Source organism: Mucilaginibacter celer (assembly GCF_003576455.2).
In the GTDB taxonomy this organism is placed as follows: Bacteria; Bacteroidota; Bacteroidia; order Sphingobacteriales; family Sphingobacteriaceae; genus Mucilaginibacter; species Mucilaginibacter celer.
On the sequence record NZ_CP032869.1, the window covers coordinates 3,295,990 to 3,321,029 of the forward strand.

20 protein-coding genes and 2 tRNA genes are annotated in these 25,040 nt (G+C 42.6%); 10 read left to right on the top strand and 12 right to left on the bottom strand.

Annotation, left to right across the window (positions count from 1 at the left end):
• Nucleotides 1–2,472 (bottom strand): TonB-dependent receptor, encoded by a 2,472-nt coding sequence (locus HYN43_RS13105; protein ID WP_119409777.1) that lies wholly within the window; start codon nucleotides 2,470–2,472, stop codon nucleotides 1–3.
• Nucleotides 2,473–2,728: 256 nt separating this feature from the next.
• Here HYN43_RS13105 and HYN43_RS13110 point away from each other — a divergent pair, with 256 nt between their 5' ends.
• Nucleotides 2,729–7,531: a RecQ family ATP-dependent DNA helicase gene (locus tag HYN43_RS13110; RefSeq protein WP_119409778.1), complete on the top strand. Its 4,803-nt coding sequence runs from the start codon at nucleotides 2,729–2,731 to the stop codon at nucleotides 7,529–7,531.
• Between the two features lie 41 nt (nucleotides 7,532–7,572).
• Here HYN43_RS13110 and HYN43_RS13115 read toward each other — a convergent pair whose 3' ends face one another.
• On the bottom strand, nucleotides 7,573–9,138 hold the full coding sequence (locus HYN43_RS13115) for a DHA2 family efflux MFS transporter permease subunit (protein WP_119409779.1): 1,566 nt from the start codon (nucleotides 9,136–9,138) through the stop codon (nucleotides 7,573–7,575).
• A gap of 141 nt (nucleotides 9,139–9,279) precedes the next feature.
• On the opposite strand from HYN43_RS13115, the gene HYN43_RS13120 reads away from it, so the two are divergent.
• The 3 genes from HYN43_RS13120 (at nucleotide 9,280) to HYN43_RS13130 (ending at nucleotide 12,223) form a co-directional block, all read left to right on the top strand.
• The gene (locus HYN43_RS13120) at nucleotides 9,280–10,182 is read left to right on the top strand and encodes a helix-turn-helix domain-containing protein (RefSeq protein ID WP_119409780.1); all 903 of its coding nucleotides are present in this window, start codon (nucleotides 9,280–9,282) and stop codon (nucleotides 10,180–10,182) included.
• Nucleotides 10,183–10,259: 77 nt separating this feature from the next.
• Nucleotides 10,260–10,826, top strand: coding sequence for a TetR/AcrR family transcriptional regulator (locus tag HYN43_RS13125; protein WP_119409781.1), 567 nt, complete (start codon nucleotides 10,260–10,262; stop codon nucleotides 10,824–10,826).
• A gap of 2 nt (nucleotides 10,827–10,828) precedes the next feature.
• Nucleotides 10,829–12,223 (top strand): MFS transporter, encoded by a 1,395-nt coding sequence (locus HYN43_RS13130; RefSeq protein ID WP_119409782.1) that lies wholly within the window; start codon nucleotides 10,829–10,831, stop codon nucleotides 12,221–12,223.
• A gap of 253 nt (nucleotides 12,224–12,476) precedes the next feature.
• Here HYN43_RS13130 and HYN43_RS13135 read toward each other — a convergent pair whose 3' ends face one another.
• Both HYN43_RS13135 and HYN43_RS13140 read right to left on the bottom strand, forming a co-directional pair.
• Nucleotides 12,477–13,349, bottom strand: a complete 873-nt coding sequence (locus HYN43_RS13135; protein WP_119409783.1) for an RNA polymerase sigma factor — start codon at nucleotides 13,347–13,349, stop codon at nucleotides 12,477–12,479.
• Nucleotides 13,350–13,406: 57 nt separating this feature from the next.
• Nucleotides 13,407–14,156, bottom strand: coding sequence for an SDR family oxidoreductase (locus tag HYN43_RS13140; protein WP_119409784.1), 750 nt, complete (start codon nucleotides 14,154–14,156; stop codon nucleotides 13,407–13,409).
• A gap of 418 nt (nucleotides 14,157–14,574) precedes the next feature.
• Between HYN43_RS13140 and HYN43_RS13150 the strand changes: the two genes are divergently transcribed.
• The gene (locus HYN43_RS13150; protein ID WP_119409786.1) at nucleotides 14,575–15,624 is read left to right on the top strand and encodes an ankyrin repeat domain-containing protein; all 1,050 of its coding nucleotides are present in this window, start codon (nucleotides 14,575–14,577) and stop codon (nucleotides 15,622–15,624) included.
• A gap of 112 nt (nucleotides 15,625–15,736) precedes the next feature.
• Here the strand turns inward: HYN43_RS13150 and HYN43_RS13155 are convergent.
• Together HYN43_RS13155 and HYN43_RS13160 are read right to left on the bottom strand one after the other, a co-directional pair.
• Nucleotides 15,737–15,810 (bottom strand) — tRNA-Pro (locus tag HYN43_RS13155).
• 96 nt (nucleotides 15,811–15,906) lie between these two features.
• Nucleotides 15,907–15,980: transfer RNA gene (locus HYN43_RS13160), tRNA-Pro, on the bottom strand.
• Nucleotides 15,981–16,178: 198 nt separating this feature from the next.
• Between HYN43_RS13160 and HYN43_RS13165 the strand changes: the two genes are divergently transcribed.
• The 3 genes from HYN43_RS13165 (at nucleotide 16,179) to HYN43_RS13175 (ending at nucleotide 17,792) form a co-directional block, all read left to right on the top strand.
• The gene (locus HYN43_RS13165) at nucleotides 16,179–16,616 is read left to right on the top strand and encodes a helix-turn-helix domain-containing protein (RefSeq protein WP_119409787.1); all 438 of its coding nucleotides are present in this window, start codon (nucleotides 16,179–16,181) and stop codon (nucleotides 16,614–16,616) included.
• A 50-nt stretch (nucleotides 16,617–16,666) separates the two neighbouring features.
• Nucleotides 16,667–17,080, top strand: coding sequence for a VOC family protein (locus HYN43_RS13170; protein ID WP_119411229.1), 414 nt, complete (start codon nucleotides 16,667–16,669; stop codon nucleotides 17,078–17,080).
• Nucleotides 17,081–17,255: 175 nt separating this feature from the next.
• Complete coding sequence (locus HYN43_RS13175; protein ID WP_119409788.1) at nucleotides 17,256–17,792, top strand: DinB family protein; 537 nt, start codon at nucleotides 17,256–17,258, stop codon at nucleotides 17,790–17,792.
• Here the strand turns inward: HYN43_RS13175 and HYN43_RS13180 are convergent.
• Nucleotides 17,766–19,178 (bottom strand): MFS transporter, encoded by a 1,413-nt coding sequence (locus HYN43_RS13180; RefSeq protein ID WP_119409789.1) that lies wholly within the window; start codon nucleotides 19,176–19,178, stop codon nucleotides 17,766–17,768. The two genes, HYN43_RS13175 and HYN43_RS13180, sit on opposite strands and share 27 nt — an antisense overlap.
• Nucleotides 19,179–19,304: 126 nt before the next feature.
• On the opposite strand from HYN43_RS13180, the gene HYN43_RS13185 reads away from it, so the two are divergent.
• Nucleotides 19,305–19,793 (top strand): Lrp/AsnC family transcriptional regulator, encoded by a 489-nt coding sequence (locus HYN43_RS13185; protein ID WP_119409790.1) that lies wholly within the window; start codon nucleotides 19,305–19,307, stop codon nucleotides 19,791–19,793.
• Nucleotides 19,794–19,970: 177 nt separating this feature from the next.
• The gene (locus tag HYN43_RS13190; RefSeq protein ID WP_119409791.1) at nucleotides 19,971–21,068 is read left to right on the top strand and encodes a pepsin/retropepsin-like aspartic protease family protein; all 1,098 of its coding nucleotides are present in this window, start codon (nucleotides 19,971–19,973) and stop codon (nucleotides 21,066–21,068) included.
• Nucleotides 21,069–21,086: 18 nt separating this feature from the next.
• Here the strand turns inward: HYN43_RS13190 and HYN43_RS13195 are convergent, their stop codons facing one another.
• The 5 genes from HYN43_RS13195 to HYN43_RS13215 all read right to left on the bottom strand — a co-directional run bounded on the left by HYN43_RS13195 (nucleotide 21,087) and on the right by HYN43_RS13215 (nucleotide 24,944).
• Nucleotides 21,087–21,806, bottom strand: a complete 720-nt coding sequence (locus HYN43_RS13195) for a LytR/AlgR family response regulator transcription factor (protein ID WP_119409792.1) — start codon at nucleotides 21,804–21,806, stop codon at nucleotides 21,087–21,089.
• Complete coding sequence (locus HYN43_RS13200) at nucleotides 21,803–22,822, bottom strand: sensor histidine kinase (protein WP_119409793.1); 1,020 nt, start codon at nucleotides 22,820–22,822, stop codon at nucleotides 21,803–21,805. Before HYN43_RS13200 ends, HYN43_RS13195 begins: the two co-directional genes overlap by 4 nt.
• Nucleotides 22,823–22,939: 117 nt before the next feature.
• A complete protein-coding gene (locus HYN43_RS13205) occupies nucleotides 22,940–23,368 on the bottom strand; it encodes a c-type cytochrome (protein ID WP_119409794.1) in 429 nt (142 codons plus the stop codon).
• A 3-nt stretch (nucleotides 23,369–23,371) separates the two neighbouring features.
• The gene (locus HYN43_RS13210) at nucleotides 23,372–23,911 is read right to left on the bottom strand and encodes a YceI family protein (RefSeq protein WP_162996447.1); all 540 of its coding nucleotides are present in this window, start codon (nucleotides 23,909–23,911) and stop codon (nucleotides 23,372–23,374) included.
• A 13-nt stretch (nucleotides 23,912–23,924) separates the two neighbouring features.
• Nucleotides 23,925–24,944 carry a metallophosphoesterase family protein gene (locus tag HYN43_RS13215; protein WP_119409796.1) on the bottom strand — a complete coding sequence of 340 codons (1,020 nt, stop codon included), beginning with the start codon at nucleotides 24,942–24,944 and terminating at the stop codon, nucleotides 23,925–23,927.
• Between the last annotated feature and the right edge of the window lie 96 nt (nucleotides 24,945–25,040).

The following is a 25,040-nucleotide window of genomic DNA, read 5'->3' on the forward strand; positions in this document are numbered from 1 at the left end:
TCAAAACGGAAACATCACTTTCAAACTCACGTTCCGTCCAATATTACAAATCCCGGAACGGCCATTTGGCGACGCTGTGTAATATTCAAAATACTTTAACCGGTTTAAATTTGATTGATAGGCTTTATCAAACAAATTATCAACCTGCAAAAACAACTCGCAAAACGTTCGTTCCGATTTTGTTTTGATTTTGGTTCCCGCACCAACATTGATCAATGTATATCCCGGTGTAGCTGTTTCGGTATTATCCAACGCGTAAAAACGATTTTGCGCAGCATAAATATCAGCCTCAAGCTTAAAATATGTTTTTGAGAAAGTTTTTCCGTTTTGCTGCAAATTAAACTTCAATTCCGAGCGCACATGCACCGGCGGTATAAATGGCAGATACTTAGCCGCCCCGTTTGATTGAGCGATGAGTTTTTGATCTTTATTAATACCCGTTACATAGGCCAAACTATTATTAAATGCCAGCCATTTTAACTTTTGTGGATGCAGATTTACCGTTACCTCAGCCCCATACAACCTGGCTTTCGATTGCTGATATTTGTAGGTGCTATTGCCGGGAACAATAACCACCGGGTTGCCATTAGCATCGTTCAATTTAGCCTGAAAGATATAATTATCAATATTATTATTAAAAAACTCGGCAATAAGGTCGGCATCTTTCAGGTAAGATATAATTCCGATATCCTGTTGTAAGCTAAATTCGGGTTTAAAAGTACGGTCGCCTAAGTATACAATGTGCGCTCCGGGATCCAAGCCGTTCGAGCCAATCTCGGTAATATTTGGCGCACGGTAGCCACGGGCAATATTGGCTTTCAGTAATAACCGTTCACTTACGTTATAGGTTAACCCCAAACTGCCCGAAACGCCATGGTAGGTATGTCTGAAAGCAGGGAACTGCAAATTAGCCCCCGCCGTATCGGGTAGCGCAACATGTTTGGTAAAACCATTATCAGGATTTGGCCCCACATAAAAATCATTCCACCGGATATTACGGTTATCATACCTGATGCCACCCGACAGATCAAGCTTTCCAAAAGTTTTTTTGGCGAAAAAGAAAGTTCCCGCATCAAACAAATTATAATCAGGTATTGGGAAATCAGTAGCAGCTTTACTCCGGTTAGTTTGATACATGCCGTTTACACCGATGGTACTTTCAATACCGGCAAAGGCGGGCAGGTTATATTTTACATCATAATTAAGCGTATTCAACACCACATATAAACCCGGCTGATTAACCATTGTGGGATGATTATATTCCCCGCGAATACTTTGTTGCAAACCCAAAGCCACATCAAGGCTGCTCTGCCCCATTTTTAACTCACCAAAACTATACAACCTGTAATGCTGAATGCGTTGGTGCAGTGGCGCTATAGCATATGACCTGAGCTCATTATCGCTAACCAACGGCCTGTTCTTAATATCATCCGCTGCCCCCTCGGCAACCTGTTTGGTAAAACGCCGGGAAAGCGAATCGCGGCTACCGTCGGGTATTTCCTGTTTGTTATCATATAATGTACCGGATAGCTGCCAGAAGCCCCACTTTTTATCAGTTCGTACATTGCCACTCAGGTTATACTCCCGGAAACCGGTATTATAAACAAACCCATCAACCTTGTTCTGATAATCATGAGCAGTCTTAGCCGTGGCACGGAAAGTATATTTCCAATCAGTTTTTTTATACGCCAGGCCAAGCGATGTACCGATCATGCCATTGTTGGTATGATAATCGGCCAGGTAATCGCCTTTTAAAACCCCATCGCCGTTCTCGGGCATAGCCGGGATCATATTGATCACACCCGCCAGCGCATCCGAACCGTAAATTAAACTTGCCGGGCCTTTAATTACTTCAGCCCTGCCTATGCCATATTGATCGATCTCGATGCCATGTTCATCGCCCCATTGCTGGCCTTCCTGCCTTATGCCATCGTACAAAGTAAGCACCCTGTTATAGCCCAGGCCGCGGATAAATGGTTTGGAAATATTGGGGCCGGTAGTAACCGCGCTAACGCCTGGTACGCCTTTAACAATAGCATCTATAATGTTATTATTCACGTTTTCGTTCATTTCCCTTTTGGTCATTACAGCAATAGGCACGGGGTTTTGGCGAAGTTCGGTAGCACGAGACACGCCGGTTACCACCACTTCGTTTAGTTTGGAATTGTTTTCTTTTAAATTGCCGCTCAGAGTTGTTACTTGCCCGCTTTGTATGGTGACCTTATACTTTTCGGTAAGATAACCTATTGCGGAAAATGACACTTCGTAGCTGCCGGGTTTGATGTTCTTCAGTTCGTAATGGCCTTTATCATTGCTGGTGGTACCGGTTTGGGTACCGGTAAGCACTACGGTGGCGTATGCAAGCGGTTCGCTGCCTCCCGTTAAGCGGCCCTTTAACGAGCCGTTTTGGGCGTAGGCGGCAAAGTGTATAGTGGTAATTATTAGCAGTAAAAGCGTACGGGTTGTTTTCATTTATATAGTATGATAAATTTTATGCGACGGCTGTGTTTAAATTCAAACAAACATAAATAAAAAATTAGACAGGACTAATTTATTTTATTAGATATAATTTATTCAAAAAAATTACCAACCCAAAAACCAATCATTCTGTATTTTTTGATGAGATTATATTTGTTATTTATAGCAGCTTATTTACATATATTTAACAACCATCAGGTTTAGTTAGCATAATTAAGCTTGTTGAAAACCGCGGAAGATTTTAACTCAAATGAATTCGATTGCTTTTGTTGATACTGAGATAAACCCTAAAAACGATCGTATAATGGATATTGGGGCTATCAAGGACAATGAAAGCGCTTTTCACAATCCATCCGAAATTGAGTTTGGCCGGTTTATTAGCGGGGTTCAATTTATTTGTGGCCATAATATTTTAAACCACGATATAAAATACATAGGGCGGATAATCGCCGATGTAGGGATAAATGGATTAAATATTATCGATACTTTATTTCTCTCTCCCCTGTTGTTTCCAGCCAACCCTTATCATGCCTTATTAAAGGATGATAAGTTACAATCCGACGATCTCAACAATCCGCTTAATGATTCGAAAAAAGCCAAAGAGCTGTTTTTTGATGAGGTTACGGCATTCAAGCAAACTGATGGAACGTTGAAACAGATCTATTACCTGTTATTAAACCAAACACGGGAGTTCGGCGCGTTTTTCAGGTTTATAGGATATTTATGCCCGGACACAGGTGTGAGAGACCTTATCCGGCAAAAATTCAAAGATCAGATTTGCTCGGAAGCGGGCTTAATGAAAGCAATTTCAAATCACCCTATCGAACTGGCTTATTCCCTGGCACTCATCAATGCAAACCACAGGTATTCCATTACCCCTCCCTGGGTGTTAATGAATTACCCAAAAGTTGAGTGGATCATCTACAGCCTCCGCAATAATCCCTGCATCACGGGCTGCCCGTATTGCCTGCAAGCGATGGATGCCCATCGCGGGTTGAAAAGATTTTTCGGCTTTGATGAGTTCAGAAAATACGGGGATGAACCCTTGCAGGAAAAAGCGGTTAAAGCGGCCATCAACAATAAATCGTTACTGGCAGTGTTCCCTACCGGTGGTGGCAAATCCATTACCTTCCAGGTACCGGCACTGATGGCCGGCGAAAACAGCAAGAGCCTTACGGTAGTGATCTCGCCGCTGCAATCATTGATGAAAGATCAGGTTGATAACCTGGAGAAGATAGGCATTACCGATGCAGTTACCATCAACGGCCTGCTTGACCCAATTGAAAAAGCAAAATCATTTGAACGGGTTGAGAACGGATCGGCGGCACTGTTGTATATCTCGCCCGAATCATTACGGTCTAAAACTATCGAACGCCTGCTTTTAGGCCGCAAGATTGCCCGTTTTGTGATCGACGAAGCACACTGCTTTTCCTCATGGGGACAGGATTTCAGGGTTGATTATTTGTATATCGGTGATTTTATAAAGGCTTTACAGCACAAAAAGAGCCTTGATTATACTATCCCGGTATCCTGCTTCACGGCTACGGCCAAACAAAAGGTTATTGAAGATATCAGGGAGTATTTCAGGAACAAACTTTCGCTGGAGCTGGACCTATTCACCTCCAAAGCCTCACGAACCAACCTGCAGTACCAGGTTTTTAGCAAGGAAGGTAACGACGAAAAATACCAGACCGTTCGTGATCTTATCGAACAAAAAAATTGCCCTACCATTGTATACGTTTCCAGAACCCGCAACGCCGAAAACATTGCCGATAAGTTAGCCACCGATGGTTTCAACGCCCGCGCCTTTCACGGCAAAATGGATGCGAAGCTGAAAACCGCCAATCAAAACGCTTTCATTGCCGGCGAAGTGCAGATTATGGTGGCCACATCGGCCTTTGGGATGGGAGTAGATAAGAAGGATGTGGGTTTGGTGATCCATTACGAACTTTCCGATTCGTTGGAGAATTATGTTCAGGAGGCCGGTCGCGCGGGGCGGGATGAAAACATAGAGGCCGATTGTTACGCGCTGTTTAATGAGGAAGATTTGAGTAAGCATTTTATAATGCATAATCAAACCAAACTTTCTATTAAAGAGATTCAGCAGGTTTGGAAAGCCGTAAAGGATATTACAAAGTTTAGATCAACCGTTTCAAATTCAGCTTTAGAAATTGCCCGGAAGGCTGGTTGGGACGACAACGTTGCCGAAATTGAAACACGGGTAAAAACCGCCATATCCGCACTCGAAGATGCCGGTTACCTAAAACGCGGGCAAAATATGCCACGCGTATTTGCCAATAGTATCCTCGCGAAAACCGCCCAGGAAGCCATCGATAAAATAAATCTGTCGACCAGGTTTGACGACAAGCAAAAACAGAAGGCGGTGAGGATCATTAAAAAGCTTTTCTCGAGCAAAAGCAAAAAGCAGGGTAACGAAGAAACAGCCGAATCGAGAGTTGATTACATCGGCGACCATTTAGGGTTGATGAACGGGGATGTAATTGCCATTATAAACCTGCTGCGGGAAGAAAAAATCCTGGCAGATACCAAAGACCTAACTGCGTTTATTAAACGTACCGAAAATAAAAATCGCTCGCTCGCCATCGTTGAAACGTTCGCCAGAATTGAAAAATTTTTACTCCCCTATTTTGAACAGGAGGAAAAAACGATTCAGGTTAAAGAATTAAATGAGGCTGCCGCAAACGCGGGCTTTGATGATGTAAATCCCAATAAAATTAAAACCATCATCAATTTTTGGTCGATAAAAAAATGGATCAAACGCCAAAGTTCCGACTTTTCGAAAAGTCATTTTGTGGTGATGGCAAATTACCCCGAAGCCGAGCTGCAAGACAAAATGAACAAGCGGCATGAACTTGCCCGGTTTATTGTAGCCTTTTTGTATCAACGCAACATCTCTGATCCCGAAAAAGGTAAAGAAAATAGCGAAGAAACCCTTATCGAATTTTCGGTACACGAACTAAAAACTGCTTATGAAAACAGCCAGACGTTATTTAAAGTAGACGTAACAATAGATGATATTGAAGACACGCTGTTTTACCTATCCCGAATTGAGGCCATAAAAATTGAGGGTGGCTTTATGGTGGTTTATAACCGCTTAACCATTGAACGCCTGGAGCAGGATAACAAGATCCGTTACAAAGTGGAAGATTATCAAAAACTGGAGCAGTTTTACGCCAATAAGGTTCAGCAGATACATATTGTGGGCGAGTATGCCAAAAAGATGATCGCTGATTATAAAGAGGCGCTGCAATTTGTTGAAGATTATTTCCAGCTCAATTACTCGTCATTCCTTAACAAATATTTTAAAGGCAACCGCCGCGATGAGATTAACCTCACCATTACCGCCACCAAATTCCAGCAGCTTTTTGGTGAACTTTCGCACACCCAATTAGCCATTATTAAAGATAAGGACGCCAAACATGTAGCGGTAGCGGCAGGCCCAGGCAGCGGAAAAACAAGGGTGCTGGTACATAAACTGGCTTCGTTGTTTTTTATGGAAGATGTAAAGCACGAGCAATTGCTAATGCTCACGTTTTCGCGGGAGGCGGCTACAGAGTTTAAAAAAAGGCTGATTAAACTGATTGGCAACGCTGCGCTGCGTATCGAAATAAAAACCTTCCACTCCTATTGCTTTGATTTGCTGGGCAAAATTGGCAGTCTGGAAAAATCGGACCAGATACTTAAGCAAGCCATCAAAAAAATCAGGAATAGTGAGGTTGAAGTAAACCGCATCACCAAAACCGTTTTAGTGATTGACGAAGCGCAGGATATGGATAGCGATGAGTTTGACCTTGTACGCGCCCTGATGGAACAAAACGATGAAATGAGGGTGATAGCCGTTGGCGACGATGATCAGAACATTTATGAGTTTAGAGGTGCCAGCTCCAAATATTTAGAGGAATTTATTACCGTAAACAGGGCCGCCCGGCACGAGCTGATTGAAAATTACAGGAGTAAAAGCAACCTGGTGAGTTTTAGTAACCAGTTTGTACAAACGTTAAGGCACCGGCTAAAGCAAACGCCAATTGCAGCTAAACAAACCGACGACGGAAAAATAAAATTAGTTCAATATCAGCATAAAAACCTCATTGTTCCGCTGGTGGAAGATATTGTGAATACCGGCCTTACCGGCACTACCTGTGTATTGGTGACTACCAATGATGAAGCTTTAAAAATTACCGGCCTGCTTATAAAAAAAGGCTTCAAGGCAAAGCTGATTCAAAGTAACGATGGCTTTAATTTATATGATTTGCTGGAAGTAAGGTATTTTATAAGCCGTTTATATCTTACCGACGATGTTTACACCATTGACGATGAGATTTGGAAAAACGCCAAAACTGACCTGGTAAAGAATTTTCAACGGAGCGCGAGGCTGGAGCTTTGCAATAAAATGCTAAGGGATTTTGAAGTAATTAACCCTAAACTAAAATATAAATCAGACCTCGTATCCTTTATCCGCGAGTCGAAACTGGAAGATTTTTTTGATCAAAACGGCGAAACCATATTCGTATCAACCATACATAAAGCTAAAGGAAAAGAGTTTGACAATGTGTTTATGATGCTTGAAGATTTCAACGTATCAACAGATGAGAAAAAGCGCCAGCTGTATGTGGGGATGACACGGGCTAAGAAAAACCTTACTATCCATGTAAACTCAAACCTGTTTGATGGCTTTAGTGCCACTAACCTGGAAAGGGCTGAAAATAACGATGTTCATCCAGAGCCTAACCAGCTAACTATATTACTAACTCACCGGGATATCTGGCTTGATTATTTTGATAGCCGCCAATCTTTTATTTCACAACTTTTAAGTGGTGATAAACTGATTGTAAGCGGCGATGAATGCTTAACTACAGCAAGACAATCTGTTTTAAAATTCTCTAATGGCTTTTTGAAGCAGATTGAAGAATTAAAAAACAAAGGATACACCTTAAAAAGCGCTAAGGTAAACTTCATTGTTTACTGGCAAAGCGAGCGGATAGCTCAGGAAATAAAGATCATTTTACCGGCCCTATATTTTGAAAAAGTTTAGGCATGATCGTGATATTTAGCTCGGCAAATCTTTCAAATCCATTAATGCGCGTCAGGCACCTCTACCTTACCTCCTGCTACCTTAGCTTCCTTCCTCCTTTTAATGGTCATGATCACCAACGGGATACAACAAGCATTCATGATAGCCAGCAACAGGAAGGCATCCATATAACTCAATAAAAAAGTTTGCCTCGAAACAGTATTTTCCAAGGCCCCTAACGATTGCTGTAAAGCCCTTAAATAATTGGTACCATGAGCTATCAAATTATTAACAAACGATTGGCGACGGGCAATAGTAAACGGATCGGAGGCGGTAACATGTGCTATTAACGACATCCGGTTATTAGCCGCCCTGTGCGCGATATAAGTATTGATTAACGCTATACCAAACGAACCGCCCATTTGCCGCATCATATTGTTTAAAGCCGCGCCTTGCGGGATATCCTGCGGTTTTAACTCTGAAACGGCAAGGGCTGTAAGTGGAACTATTAACAGTGCTGCCCCCAAACCACGACAAATAAGCGGGATAAAGAAGTAGGCATTACCCGTTTCAAGGTTCGATCCCGACATCATGAAGCCGAAAATAGCCGACAAACCAAACCCCATAATGATGAGGTATTGCGGCCTCAGTCCGCTCTGCAGCATTTTACCCAAAAACGGCGAGATCATAGCCGCCATCAGCGTACCCGGCAGCAACATGGTGCCGGTTTGAAATGCCGAGTAGCCAATAATACGCTGCGCATACAACGGGAACACAAACACCGCGCTAAATAAACCGAATCCCAACACAAACGTCATTATAGCCGAGATGGATAACGTTGTACTTTTCAATACGCGCAGGTTAATCACCGGGTGCTCTATCCGCAGTTCCCACCAAATAAGGATGGCCAGTGATGCGATAGATAGCATGGTTAAAACGATGATGTATGTAGCTGCAAACCAATCATCAGTTTCGCCGCGTTCAAGTACTACCTGTAACGAGCCAACGCCTACCGCCAGTAAAAATATGCCGAACCAATCGATACTTCGCCCATCGGTTGATGGTTTGCTGGGGCGTAGGTAGATATAGGATAACAAGGCTGCCATAAGCCCGATAGGGATATTAACATAAAAAATCCACTGCCAGGAAAGGTTATCCACAATATAACCGCCCATTACCGGGCCTATCGACGGGCCAATGATAATACCCAAACTAAATATACCGCTGGCGGTAGGCCGCTCCTTTACAGGAAAAGTTTCAAACAAAATAGATTGAGAGGTAGATAATAAGGCTCCGCCACCTATTCCCTGGAAAAAACGAAAAGCCACCAACTCCCACAAATTATGCGAAAAACCACAAAGCGCGGAGGCGAGCGTAAATAACAGGATCGAGCCGATGTAGTATTGCTTCCGGCCAATCTTCTCGGCCAGAAAGCTCGTCATGGGGATAATGATCACGTTTGCTATGGCGTACGAAGTGATAACCCACGCGGTATCCTCAAGCGATGCGCCCAAATTGCCACTCATCGTATTGATTGATACGTTTACGATGGTGGTATCTATTAATTCAATAATGGTTGAGGTAATAATGGTTACCACAATAATCCATTTCCTAAAGCCGGTTTCCATGCCACAAAAGTAGATGCGCTTTTGTTGGAGGGGCTTATAGTTTTCAAACAGAAAATTATAACAATCAAACACAACACTCTTTTTCAATCATCAAAAAGTCATATTCGGTTATAATATTCAAATAAGTTTTATCTTAGCGTAATGCAAGCAATAGAAACCCTTGAGCAATTTTATCAGCGCCACCCGGTTGATAACCAGAAAGTGTTTTCAGAAAACAATACCGGGCAGGGACACTTTAACGTGTTTTTGCGCCGGCCCTGCCAACGGCGCACTCCCTTTAGTCGTCGCGATTTTTATAAAATAACGTTGGTTATCGGTCAGGGTAAAATGCATTATATCGATAAGGAGATAGAAGTTAATCAGCCGGCGCTGGTGTTTTCAAGCCCCTCGGTACCCGCCTCATGGGAGTGCGGGCCAGGACCACAAACCGGTTGGTTTTGCATATTTACGCAAGGTTTTATCGATTCGTACGAGCAAAAAAGCCCCATCCAGGATTTCCCGCTGTTTAAAGCCGGTGGTAGCCACATTGTTTTTTTAAATGATAGCGAGGTAAGCTTTTTATCGGCCGTGCTTAAAAAAATGATGCAGGAAATGGATTCAGATTATCCGGGTAAATACGACCTGCTACGCAGCTACCTCAAGATACTGATGCACGAGGCTTTGAAAATAGCCCCTGCCTCATCCGAAAACCTTGCAGGCGCCGCAGCGAGGCTCACAAGCCAGTTTTTAGAACTATTGGAGCGGCAGTTCCCGATAGATTCGCCGGGGCAGCATCTCAAACTAAAAACAGCAAATGATTTTGCAGGTAGCCTGGCCGTACATACCAACCACCTTAACCGATCTGTAAAAGAGATGACGGGCTTAACCACCAGTCAGCATATTTCAGGGCGGATTTTGAAGGAAGCTCAGGCTTTGCTGAAACATACTGACTGGAGTATTGCCCAGATAGCATCGGGTTTAGGCTTTGAGGAGCCTGCCTATTTTACAAATTTTTTCAAGAAACATACTTCTTCTTCGCCGGGAATGGCAAGGAGCGCTGTTTAATAACCGTTATTTTTCTATTGGTCACAAAACGACATTAAATAGACAAATTTGTCTATTTAACAATATACCTTTGCTTCATGACAAAGCAAAGAGGCCAGATTGTAACCGACAAGATATTAGATACCGCCGAACGCCTGTTTTACGGGCAGGGCTATAATGCCACCGGTATAAACCAGGTAATTGAAGAGGCCGATATCGCCAAAGCCTCGTTATACAAACACTTCGAATCAAAAGCCGACCTGATGCTGGGCTACATGCAGCGCTATCATCAGCAATGGCTTAGCCGGATAGAAACCTGCATCAACCAGATTGCCGATCCCAAAGAAAAAATACTGGCTATTTTTGATCATCACGCCGAAAGGCAGAAATACCGCGACTTTGGCGGCTGCCCATTTATTAAAGCCAACAACGAAGCCGGCAGCACTGACCCGCGCATACAGGCCGAAATACAACAGGCTAAGCAACAATTTAAGGATATTTTAAAACAGTTGGTAAACCAAACCAATCACAAACATATACTGAGCGATGCCGAACTCGCCGAGCTCATTTACCTGCTTATAGAGGGCGGTGTTGCCGCCGGATCTGTATTTAAGCAGGCTACCGACCTTCAAAACGCAAAACAAATCATTCAACAATTTATCTGATCATGACAAAGCAACATAATAAATGGTTAGAACTGGCTATCGTTCTCTCGGCGCCGCTTCTATCAGTAATAGATGTTTTTATAATTAACGTAGCAGCGCCATCCATTAAAAAAGGCGTGCACGCTACAGATGCCGAAATACAATTGGTTATTGCCGGTTATCTGCTGGGGTATGCTGCCTTCCTGATTACCGGCGGCAGGGCCGGCGACCACTTCGGGCGTAAAAAAGTATTTTTTTGGGGGATGCTGGCTTTCACTGTAGCTTCCTGCCTGTGCGGGCTATCAACAACGCCATTACAACTTAACATCACCCGCTTTTTTCAGGGACTGAGTGCCTCGTTTATGGTACTGCAAACCATCGCCTTTATCCAGATCCTGTTTACCGATGTTAAAGAGCGTGCCAAAGCCATAGGCATGTTTGGCATCACCCTGGGCGTAGCTGCTGTTACCGGGCAGGTATTAGGCGGTTATTTATCAGATACCCACTGGACTGTTGCGGGCTGGCGATTGATATTTTTTATTAACCTGCCCATAGGCATCGCCACACTATGGGCAACCTACAAATACGTTAACGAAACCAAGGTTAATCAGGGCAGCAAATTTGATTACTCGGGTATAATGATCCTTACGCTGGCTCTGTTTAACCTGATATTCCCTTTGATAGAAGGCCGCGAAAAAGGCTGGCCTTTATGGAGTATTGCATTGCTCGTTTCATCTGTAGCAGTATTTATATATTTTGTACGCGATCAAAACAAAAAACTGGCGAACAATGCCAACCCGCTTATTGATATGCGGGTTTTCAGGATCAAGGATTTCAATATCGGGCTTATCGCGGTGCTATTCCATTTTATGCTGCATACTTCGTACCTGCTGCTTAGTGCGGTTTACCTGCAAAACGGATTAAAGGTATCAGCGCTTGATTGTGGTTTGTATTTTATTTTGCCTGGGGTGTTGTTCACTGCCTCATCTGTAATGGCGTCTAAACTTATTGTGAGGTTTGGCAAACGCGTACTGCAGGTTGGCGTGGTTATTTTGGCGGCCGCATTTATTTTGCAGCTGCTATTATTAAAACCAGGAGCTCCGGCATCGCTTATTGTTTTACTGATGGGTACCTGGGGTTTTGGCAATGGCATGGTATTGCCATCGCTGCTCAATATCGCCCTTAAAAGCGTACCAACTGAATATGCCGGTGCGGCCGCGGGTATTTACTCTACTTTTCAGCAAACTGCTTCGGCATTGGGGGTGAGTATTATTGGTGGGATCTTTTTTTATTTTGCCAAAGATGGATGGCAGGCGGCTTATCACTCCGGCATTATTGCCATATTGGTTTGTACCGGGTTGGTAGGCTTGATGCTGTATTTACTACCGGAGGGTAAAGAGTACGAATGTTTTTTCTGAATTTTTCATTTATTAATTATTTTAAATTGTTGGACGCAAATTTCTTGCTCCCACATATTTTTCTAAATGGACAATTGTAGTTATACAGTGGATTTTTGAAAAATGAAGGGTATTAGTGTACAGCAAGAGTTTGTGCAGTAATAAAGCAAGGAAGTTGATCAAGCTGTAGTACCAAAAGCTCTCCAGTGAAGAATACATCAGTCCCGATAAAGCAAGCAGCCAAGGGCTTGTTACAAGGTATTTTCAGTTTAACTTAGGTGTTTAAAATTAATTTTATAAAATCGTTATTGAAAATCTGTTCAACTATTTTCTGAGAGGTAACCGGCTCTTGTAGCGGATGTTGCTGAAAAATATCTTTGTTCAAGTCTTCAATTGTATTTGAAATTGACAGGGCGTTGTGTTCTGATACTTCGTAAATTTTTTTCTTATAACGAGTATTGAATACCAAATTGTCGGGGTCAACAAAGCCAGCTGCTATGTTTGCCCTGGTCTTTTTTGCACACCTGCATGGGTTAGCCTTGTTCACTAATCCACATCTTTCGTTCATCCAATTATATAAGTCTTGCCTTGCTCTCATCAAGCGTATCCTAAAATTACCCGCAGAGATCCCCAAAATTTCAGAGCCTAAATTGTGGTCAATTTCAAACATTTCTCCCAGGATATAGATCATTCTTTGTTCCCGGTCAAGGCAGAGCAGCATGCCTGCTGTGCAATTAATCCTGATTTCCTCTATCGAGTCTGCAAGATCATTTTCCTCATTCGTTGTTAAGGTATGATTAGGGATTTTATCAATTGAATCAAAGTAGGTTTCGAAATCTTGTGTTTGTAATTTAGCCTTACTATTTTTTGTGTTTAGAAAATGATTTACCGTAATTCGGTACAACCAGGTTCTGAATTTACTTTTGCCTTCAAATTTCGTTAAAGCCGTAATGGCTTTAATAAATACCTCCTGTGTTAAATCTTCTGCATCTTCAACACTCTTCGTCATTTTTAAGGCAAGGTTGTATATAAATACCTGATGCCTGATGATCAAATTTTGCAACGCTTTTTTATCGCCACTTACAGCCAATTTAACCAGATCGGTATCTACGTGGTCGGTATAATTGAGTTGAAAAGGATTTTCCATACGATAATATAAAACCAACTGGAAAGCGTAAAGTTCCCAGTTGACTAAATTTATAGGTTAAATTTGATTGATACCGCCATCTACGGCTATTTCGTGTCCGGTAATATACGATGCGTCGGTTGAGGCAAGGAATAATACCGCTTTTGCCACTTCCTCCGGCTGTCCAAATCTTTTTAGCGCTGTTTGGTTGGTTATTACCTCGGCAGCACCTTGCAGGATCTTATCCGGCAATCCAATTTTACCCCAAAAAGGCGTACCTATAGGGCCGGGACTTACCGCATTTACCCTGATTCCCCGCGGTGCAAGTTCGGCGCTTGCAACACGTACAACTGAACGAAGCGCGGCCTTGCTGGCGCTTAATAAACTACTTCCGCCAAAGCCAATTTCATTTAACCAGGAGGTGGTAATGATTACCGAAGCATTTGGGTTCAAGTGTGCAATAGCCTTTTGCAGAGAAAAATACGCCCCTTTCAGGTTTACGCTAACCATTTCGTCAAAAAAGGTTTCTGATGTTTCAGCGATTGGTGCCAATTTTCCTTGTCCTACATTTACGAAAACAACATCAATCCCACCGAATTTTGATTTTGTTTCGGAATATAATTTTTCCAGATCGGTTAGGTTAGTCACATCGCCCTGAATTCCATAACTCATAGCACCCAGCTCTCTTGTTGCTTCATCAAGCGCCTGTTGATTTCGCCCGAATATGACAACCTTTGCACCATTTGCAATAAATTCTTTAGCTGTTGCTAAACCAATTCCACTGCCACCGCCTGTTATTACAGCAACTTTGTTTGTTAATTTTTCCATTTTTTAAAGTTTGATAGCAACCTCATTGTTACTGAATTTTTTGACAAGCAAAAAATAGACGTGTTACAAAACGCTATCAACCGTATCCCAAACAGGGCGACTTACCTGTTTATTTGGAACGTTCCAAATGGCAGCAAAACCAATCAAAACAAGCAAAATTATACACTGATTATTAATTACTTAGATAGACAATCTCACCCCGAAACAAAAAAGAAATTTGACGTACCGAACAAGGTGCATTTTTTTGATATAACTTGAAAAAATTGGGGTATAAGCAAAAAAAAGCCTTTCAAATTACTTTGAAAAGGCTTTTTACCTGGCATGGCTTTAGTCGCCCTGCCTTTACAAATTCCGAGCCCTTTTTCTGTATGAGTTGAGATTGTTGGCGAATTTAATTTTATAACTTCATCATAAAATTATGGCGAAGAAAAAAACAACTCTACCAAAAGATTTTGAAGAACTGTTAAGCACAGCTACGTTTCAGGAGCTTAAAGATATTTTCAATAAATGTGATGTTGATGCACGCGGCGGCTATGGCAAACAAACCGCATTAGCATATAACAGTTGCTCTCACGAGTTAGCAAAATGGCTGGTTGAACAGGGCGCAGATTTACACGCCGCAGATACATGGGGAAATACACCGCTGCATAATCGGTCGCGCAGCCGGTTAGGTAATATAGAAAGCTTATTATTATTGGGAGCAGATGTGAATTACAGAGATAATCAAAACAATATGCCTATCCATGCTGCAGCCGATGCTCATCAAATTGAAAGTACAAGGCTCCTGTTGGCATATGGCAGCAAAACTGATGCATTAAATTCCAACGATAATACACCTTTGGAACAAGCGCTTTTAACGTGCCGCAACATAGATATCAAAGCTACCACTGAAATTTCCAAATTGCATTTGAAAGCTGGCGTTGGAATTACCACAAAGATGAAGAAACTTGTTGCCGAAATTGGTAAACAATTTGAGTTTCATCGAGCAAACTTTAACAAAGAAAACATTGCCGAGTTTGATCTTGCGCTTGATGAACTATATAAAATATTTGGCGTTGAACCTGTAGGTAAACGTGTTTTACACGACGGTAAATCTCAAATTGAAATAAAAGGAAAAACCTGGCAAGAACAGCATCAGGAACTTTGGGAGCTGCTGGTACCCTCAAACGGCCCGGCAGAAACGATTCAAGGAGAAATAATTCGCGTTACCGGCCGAATTGCTAATGAGTTGGAAGGAAATGGGGGAATCAACTGGGATGCAGACTATAAAAAAATGACAGATAAATTTATTGAGCTTATCAAACAGGGAAAACAACTTCCTGATGGTGAACTTTTGGAAGCGGAAGAAATTATCATTCAAATAAAACAAAAAAATGGTGATACCGCACGCTTGTGTGAACTTGGCGTTAAGTGGGTCATTGATAATCCTGTTCCGGTGAAACTGTCACCAGTTGATTACAAAAGATAAGCTCTTTTGTTAAAAAACTGACCTTGGGTTTGGAAAAAAAAAGACTGTCCTTTTTGAGACAGTCTTTTTTATAAAATAGAATTTGACATTTTATCCCATGTGGAAAAATCTGTCGGGATGGCAGGATTCGAACCTGCGGCCTCCACATCCCAAATGTGGCGCGATACCGGGCTACGCTACATCCCGTTTGGCTTTCGCCGGGTATTTTAAATTCCCCAATCAGAAAATAAAACCCTCTAAACTTTCGATTTAGAGGGTTTTTGATACTTGGTATCGCTTTTGTCGGGATGGCAGGATTCGAACCTGCGGCCTCCACATCCCAAATGTGGCGCGATACCGGGCTACGCTACATCCCGTCTCCCTGATTGGGTGTGCAAAAGTAGGATTTTTAATCAAGTTGCAAAATTTTTTTTCAAAGAATTTCCTTACAATTTCGTAACATACTCATTAGCAAAATTTTTAGTCTTTTATTTTTTTATTGCATGACAGTGCAGCCGGGCAAATTGCAGGCAAATCTTTCCTTTTTAAATAATAAGCCGATATTTATACAGTAAATGACCAATCAGTTACCTAAAATATACCTTTACCGGCGTTTGGTGCAGGCCAAACTGTTCATCGACAGCAATTATCACGAAGCTATCGATCTGGATGCTATTGCCGATGAGGCTTATTTTTCCAAATTCCACTTTATCAGGTTGTTTAAAGGCATTTATGGCAAAACCCCGCACCAATACCTCATCACGGTGCGCATTGACAATGCCTGCCTGCTGTTAAAAAAGAGCATTGCAGTTAGCGAGGTTTGTTATGCCGTAGGCTTCGACAGCGTTACCTCATTCTCGGCGCTGTTTAAAAAAGTTACCCATTATTCGCCCGCTGCCTATCAGCAATCCGAGCTTAAACGCCAGCAGGAAATGCAGCAAATACCCCTCAAATATATCCCCAACTGTTTTGCCATGGAAAAGGACTGGCTGCAAAACCGCAATTTTCAATAAGCTTTTGTTTACCCTAAACCCGATGTTTGGATCATCAAAACAAAACACCAATGATAACCAAACTTAACCATGTTAGCGTATTTGTACTGGACCAGGACAGCGCTTACGATTTTTATGTAAACAAACTGGGCTTTAAAGTGAACACCGATGCACCCATGGGCCCCGGCATGCGCTGGCTTACCGTTTGCCCGCCCGAACAGCCCGAACTGGAAATTTCACTGATGCTGATTTCGGCCGGGATGATGTTCGATGAGCATTCGGCCAACCAAATGCGCGAGTTGGTAAGCCGCGGCACCTTCGGCTTCGGTGTGTTTGAGTGTAATAACTTAATGGCAACCTACGAAGAGCTGAAAGCCAAAGGCGTTGAATTTACAAAAGCTCCTACCAAAGAGTTTTATGGGTACGAAGCTTTGTTTAAAGATGATTCGGGTAACTGGTTTTCTCTGGGAGAAAAGAAAAGCTGATCATATTATTACACAAAGACGCTACGACGCCAAGATTTATTTTTGCGGCTTAGCGTCTCTGCGCAAATCAAGTGCTTTGCACATGGCACAAAACCACCCTTAATATGGCACAAATACCAAGGTGAGATCCCCTGCTTTTCCATCGACATTTGTATAAACAAACTCTTAAAACGTTATGGAAAACGCCACATTTATAAACAATCAAACCGAAGCCCGTTCTGCTTTAAAAGCTGAATTTGAACATACGGCATCGTCGCTCTTAACCACTTTGGCTGGTTTTAAACCGGAACAAATTAATACCGAAATAACAGCAAACAGCTGGACAGCCGGACAGGTTGCCGAACACTTGTTTAAATCTGCGGTTGGCATCCCACCCCTGTTTGCCGGAAATACCGAACCTGCGCAGCGCGATCCTGCCGAAAAGAAACAAACGCTCAGGGATATCTTTCTTGATTTTAATGCGAGGTATAAAGCGGCACCCAACATAGTACCATCAAACGGCCCGCATAAAAAGGCCGAAGTTATTGCCGCGCTGGAGGCAGTTATCCCCCAGATTAAAGAGATCATCAACACACAGGATCTGTTTGCCCTTTGTACAGATGTTGATGTACCCATGCTGGGCAAAATGACCCGGTTGGAGTGGCTGTACCTGGTATGCTACCACACCCAAAGGCACATTCACCAGTTAGAAAACATCAGGCAGGCTTTGTGAGGTTTTAAATGATGCCTGTTTTGCACCCACATTATTTTTTCCATTGTGTATGAGCAGCCACAACAAAGCCACAAGTGCATAAACGCTCAAAACAATAAGCGACAGGATGTTTACCGAAGCTTCGGCAGCCTGTTTGTTCATAAATAATGTAAGGATAGACAGGCCAACACCTGCTCCCAAAAAATAGGTGGTGGTACCTATGCTTGATGCCAGGCCATAATGCTGTTTAGGGATATTTTTAACCGCCAGTACAGATAGGCTGGTAAAACAGATGGTCATCCCCAGGCCGGATATAAATGCTGCCGATAAAAGCATCAGCGGCAGCGAATAACCGGCAAAAACAGCGCAGATTAAAGCCAGTCCGCCGGTTAGCATGCAGGCCATTCCTAATACGCCGGTTTGTTCGGTAGTAAGGCGTTTCATAATGCCGGGCAGCATAAATTTGGCGACAACCGCAGACAGGATACTGAAGGGTACCAGCAAAAGCCCGGCTTTGGCCGATGTAAAATGCAGATCTTTTTGCAGCAATAACGAGATAATAAACAGGTAGCCTGTAAAAAATGCGCCCAACAATATAAATACACCATTGGCTATAACGGTAGTTGGCGCTTTGAAAACCGACAGGTCAATAAGCGGATTACTGCCGCGCATTAACCTAAGGTAAAGGATCCGCATGCATACGGTGACACCGGTCGCACAAACTACTATTAAGGGGTATTGCTGCCTGATGTCGCCCAGTTGGTGCACACCGAAGCTTAGCATTAGCAAACCGGCCACCAGCAAAAGCCCCGAAAGCAGATCGGGTGCGGGCTGTTTTTCTTTGGGCGAGTCATCGGCCAGGTAAAACCAGCCTAATGTAATTACGAGCGCCAGTATGGGTACATTGATCAGGAAAACCCAGTGCCAGCCCAGGTAAGTACTGATAATCCCTCCTATTGAAAGCCCGCTGCCCGAACCCACCGCAGCAAATGAGCTGAAGATGCCTATGGCTTTGCTCCGCTCCCGTTCTTCTACAAACGTATGCGTAACGATGGAAAGTGCCGAGGGCATAATTAAAGCGGCCGCCAAACCCTGCACCGCCCTCGAAATGGCGAGCATCAAAAATGTATCCGACAGACCTGCACTTAAGGACGTAAGCAAAAACAGTATAGCCCCGGCAATAAATGTAACTCTCGGCCCCTTTACATCCGATAGCTTTCCGCCAATGATCAGGAAACCACCATACAGCAAAACATACAAAGTTTGCAGCCATTGCACCTTATCATTACTTACAAAAAACTGCTGTTGAATTGCAGGTATGGTGAGGTTGATAATAGCTATATCAAGGGCTTCGACAAATACCGCCAGCGAGGCGATAACCACGATGCTGTTCTTATTTTGTGTCATTTTATATCGATATTGTTCCGGCAAAATTATACCAGTAGAAATTAATAGTGTTATTTATTATAATTTTGGAACACAACGAATGCAAACGCAACGTTAACAGAACAAACATATCATCATCCATAATTTATGGCAGCCCAAACAGAACAAGAAAAAACAGCCCTGCAGCTTGACCAAAAAGACTATGAAATTTTACGGCTTATAGAACGCAATGCCAAACTTACCGTGCGTGAAATTGCGGTTAAAATAAACCTGAGCCCTACCCCTACCCACGAGCGCATTAAACGCCTTGAAAAATGGGGCGCCATAAAAAATTATACCGCCATTTTAGATAAGCGCATGCTTAACAAACGCATTATGGTAATTTGTATGGTAACCCTGCGCGAACACAGCCGCAAAGCCGGCGCCGATTTTATTAATGCCGTATTGGAGTTTGACGAGGTGATTGAATGCTACAACATATCCGGCGATTTTGATTTTATGCTTAAAATAGTATCAGAAAGTATGGATAGCTATCACTCATTTTTTGTGAATAAACTAAGCGAGGTGAAAGGTATAGGCCATTCAAAAAGCACCTTTGTGATGGACATTATCAAGGAAACTACTTTTTTACTGTAACCGGATGAAACAGTATGTATTTTAACGCGTTAAAACCAGGGTTGCGGTAGGTATTAATCGGGTCATTTTTTTTGTTTGTCGATTAATTGCGGGCAATGATTAAACTTATTATATTTTTGAAACCAACTTTTACAGGCCTTATCCCGTATTTATTATTGACCGCTAAAACGGATCTGTATGACAAAAAAAATTTTACTATCTCTGCCGAAGTTGTTCGGTTTCCTGTTTATCATTTTAGCTTTTAACTCCTGTAAAAAGGATAAAACCACCACACCGCAAAAACCTACTGTAAATCCGGTTACGCTGGGTTTGTATGAGTATGCCAGCGGCGTAAATAAAAGGATCTTTTTACCGGTTACCCAGGTAGGCACCAAGGCAGTTACCTATTATACTGTGTTCGATACCGGTTCATCGGGCATGACACTTGATGCTGATGGAATTTTACCGGCATCTATGATCACCTCATCAGGAATCCAGGTTACGGGCGACTCGGTAGTGGTAAACGGTATTACCGTTACCAAAACCACAGGCATCATAAGTTTTGGCGACAACCTTAGCGGTACTAAAGAATACGGCAACCTTGCCTATGCCAATATCACCATAGGCGATCAGCTGGGTAACCTCAGCCTCAAGCGGGTACCCTTTTTTCTTTACTATAAAATAGTTGATAACAATAACAATAAATTCCCGGCCCACTCCAGCGATGTGTTTGGCGTTGGCCCCGGTACAAGTTATGTAATCAGCCAGATTCAAAGTCCGCTGCAGTATTTTGAAACGGGGAGCAATCTTACGGGAGGGTTTAAACTGGCTACCTTAAATAAAAGCATGTTCAGCACTGCCGGCAACTATGTTAGCAACCTGTTAACCATCGGCCTTACCAATACCGATCTGTCTTCATCCGGCTTTATTATGCATGGGCTCAGCAGGTTTAACGTAGGCGGGTATTCGCCCAACATCCCTGCAACTATAAGCTACAGCGGCAAAACCATTGCAGCAACGGTGCTTTTTGATACCGGCACACCATCAACCACTGTAATTGAAGATAAACTGGCAACAACGGCCATAGGGAACCTGCCTGCAAACTCGACAGTTACGGTAACTACCAACCAGGGCTTTGTTTACACCTATACCACCACCAGCACTTCAAACCTTACCGAGGTACAAAACCCTGCAAATACCGGCGACAGCCGCACCATTTTCAGCCTCGATTTTTTCATCAGCAATGAATACCTAACAGATTACGGCAACCACCGCATAGGGTTGAAGAATAATTAAGACTATAAAAGGCAGACGCTATCTTTTAAAAAGTTTGCCTTTTAATAACTTATCCATTACCTCGTCGTAAAAACTCAGCCCTATACTAATCCTGGTACCGTTAACATTAATCATATTACCTTCAATATTGTTAATTAAGTCGGCATTAACAATGTAACTTTTGTGCACCTGGATAAACTTTTCGGCAGGTAATTTCTCCTCAATTCCTTTAACGGTTAGGTAAACCACCAGTTTTTTATGCAGCGTGTAAAGCGTAACGTAATTGGCCATTGCTTCAATATAAACCAGCTCGTTATATAACACCCGTTCTATTTTACCATCGCACTTCACATAAAAATGATCAGCTTCATTTTTATCCGCCGGATGCTGCTTTTGCCTCAACATTTTTAATTCGAGTGCTTTTTGTGATGCTTTCAGAAAACGCTCGAGCGGGAAGGGCTTCACCAGGTAATCAACCACGGCCATTTCAAAACCCTCAAGTGCGTACTGGCCGTATGCTGTAGTCATGATAACCATAGGCAGGTTTGTGGTTGAGCGCAGAAACTGGAAGCCGCTCATTTTGGGCATGTTTACATCTAAAAATATCAGGTCGATATCGTTATTGTTAATGATGCTTGTGGCCTTCAGCGGATTTTCGACGGCATCAACCAATACCATAAAGTCGGTTTCTTCAATATATTCCTGCAGCAGCTTGCGGGCTATCGGCTCATCGTCAATAATAAGGCAGTTTAACTTCATACGCCTGTCAGGGTTAAATTCACTTCAAAACTATCTATACTATCCGTTATTTCGAGTTTGTGTTTTTGCGGATAGAGAATTTCGAGCCTGCGCCTGGTATTTGCTATTCCCAGGCCGCACGAACGTTCTTCGCGGCTGCCTGTAAATACATCCTTAGTATTATAAACCCGCAACCACAAATCGCCGTTTTGATATTTCAGGCTGATATCAACCAGGTTGATCCGGTGCTCATTAAAACCAACGTATTTAAAGGCATTTTCAACAAAAGCAACAAACAAAAGCGGGGCGATATAAACCGGCTCATTGATATCGCATGCACAAAACGACACCAAAATCCGCTCATCTATCCTGCCCTTTTGTATGGCTATATAGTTTTTAATATAGTTAACTTCGCTCTCCAGGCTTATCCGTTCAACATTACATTCGTACAGCTGGTAACGAAGCATTTCCGAAAATACAAGCAACATTTCTCTCGCCGCTTTATTTGATTTATCAATATGCCCGTAAATAGAGTTGATGGAATTGAACAAAAAATGTGGATTAAACTGAGCCCTTAAAAAATTGAGCTCGTTGGTGGCCTTCTCTTTTTCAATCTTTTCAATATAAACCTGCGAGCGGATTTTTTCGATGATCATTTTTGCTGCCAGGATACAAAGCACCCAAAAAAGTATATTAACAAACGAATCGGCAAAAATAGAAAGGTAGTTAAACTGCGGATAAGCAACCTTAAAAACATAAATAGTTACAAACATAGATACCGGCACCCTTACTGCTGCGGTTAGGCTTATCCCCAGCAAAAACATAAATGCAAACAATGCATATCGCTTTTTATTAAGCAAAACAGGTATAGTATAAAACGCATTGAAATAGTAGTTTGCCGAGATAAACAGCAGATAACAAAACTGAATGGTGATGGCATGGGTTAATACCAGCGTACCGTTTCTGAAAACAAAAATCCAGAAAAGGTACGCCAGCAACCAAAATACGATGTGATATGCTGTTTTGTTGAATTTCAATTTGAACGATAATATTTATTTAAGTTACGATTTGTGTTTAATGCCAGATGCCTTAAGTAGAAAGTATTAAGTCATTTTTAAGGAGAGACTTTCTACTTAGAACTTATGACTTCGGACTCAAAGCTTCCCATCCGGAAAGGCCTGGCCCTTGTGGCATGTTTCGCATGATACCACCAGGGCTGCGTTACCTATTTTAGGGTGTTTAAGTTTAAAATATTTTTTATTGATGCCGATGGTCATCCGCATCATTTGGCGGGTAATTTCCTTTTCGGGTTTGGCATCGCTTACAAAATCAAGTCCGTGTCCGTTTTTTGAGTTGGCATGGCAAAAACCGCAGGTAACGCCAAGGCCATCCTCAAAATCATCAGCCATAATGCTTTGTAAATCATGCGCACTGATGTCTTTGGGCAATACCTTTAAGTTTTCATAATGCACCGGCTCCGGCTGATTGATAGTGGCAGCCGCGGTAACACTTATTGAAGCCGCCAAAAATGCTATAACCAGCAGCTTCCGGTTTATTTTTACCGGGATTGTTTTTAATTTCATAACCTAAGCCTTTTTTGCGGTAACGTTAATGTTCACTTCTAATTCATCGGCAAGGGTGCTTGTGCCTCCTATCCCAAAATACCTCCGGTTTATTTTAAATGATCCTTTAAAGTTATATCCCCCGGGCAGCGCCACTACTGTAAAAGGGAACGATACCGGCTTAATTACACCCTTCATCGTCAATTTTCCGCTCAGCCGGTATGTTCCGCTTTTACTTAATAGGGTAATTTTTTCAGATACAAGCCTGATTTTTGGGTAATTTTTAGCATCGAAATAGTTTTCACCGCGTAAATGATCGTCGCGCAGGCTGTTTCCGGTGTTTATAGTAGCTGCAGCAACAGTTACATCAAAGCTGCTGCCGGCTAAATTTTGTATATCGAAACTGATATTCCCCTCAAAGCCGGCGAGAGTGCCCTCCACATCAAAGCCAAGGTTTTTTATGGTAAACTTCAAATCCGATTCCTGTTCAACCGGCTTATACTGTGCTTTGCCTGTTGTTGCCAGGCAAAGCATAAACAGCAATACCGTTAATATTCTTATCATGTTTTCCATTAGCTTACTTCTGTTCGGTTACTTTATCGGCCTCTATTAAAGGCATATCGGTAATTGCCAACGTGTGATTATGCTCAACATAATTTACGCTTGTTAAACCCAGAAAACTGCGTAGTTTTTCGGCCGGAACCTTCATTGGTCCGGGTGAGGGTGCAGCACCCGGCGCGGGCTGCGGAAACGCCGTAGAATTAGCGGTATGAAACGTAATATTACCCTCCACTTTTTGAATAGTTTGATGAATATGACCATTAAGCACCGATACTGAACCGAAACGTTTTAGTAAAGCCAGTGCCTGTGCGCTATCATCAGTTCCCCAACCCCATTGCGGGTAGATGGCCCAAAGCGGGATGTGTGCAAATACTACAATAGGCGTACTGTTGGATAGTGGCTTTAAATCATTTTCAAGCCATTTGAGTTGGGCCGGACCAATGTATCCAAGGCCGCCGTCAACATGGTTGGTTACATTCACCAGACCGATAAAGTGTACCCCATGCGAATCAAAACTATACCAGCCATCGCCTATGGTACCCTTGCCGTAACGTTCCAAATAAAGCTTGCCGTTATCGGTTACGTCATGTTCGCCGGGTACATAAAAAATCTTTTCGGTTTTTACGCTTTTTAATGATTGTTCGAGGGTATCAAACTCATCGGCCTGGGCCAGGTGCGACAAATCGCCGGTATGTAAAACAAACGATGGCGCATTGGGCATACTGTTAATTTTATCGATGGTGGCATTAAGCGTACCCACAACATCCGGGTTAGCGGCTTTGCTAAACCCGATATGGCTATCACTGATCTGCACAAAACTAAAATCAGATTTAGGTACTATCAGCCCTTTTTTCAGCCCGCCGGTAGCCCTGTCAATCATCTGGCTCATACCGTATGATTTTAGTACCCCGCCGGTCATCATCCACAGTACGCCTGTACCCGCCCAGGCCATACATTCTAAAAATCCCCGGCGATCGATGCCATCATTATTTGTATCGGGACTATCGTGTTCGTGCGTATGAAAGTGTTTTTTCATCCTGTTATCTTTTTAATGATCAATAAATTATGACACTAAAGAAGACAAAGAGGCGCGCATGGCATACTATTTTACATGAACGTATTGATTTACTTG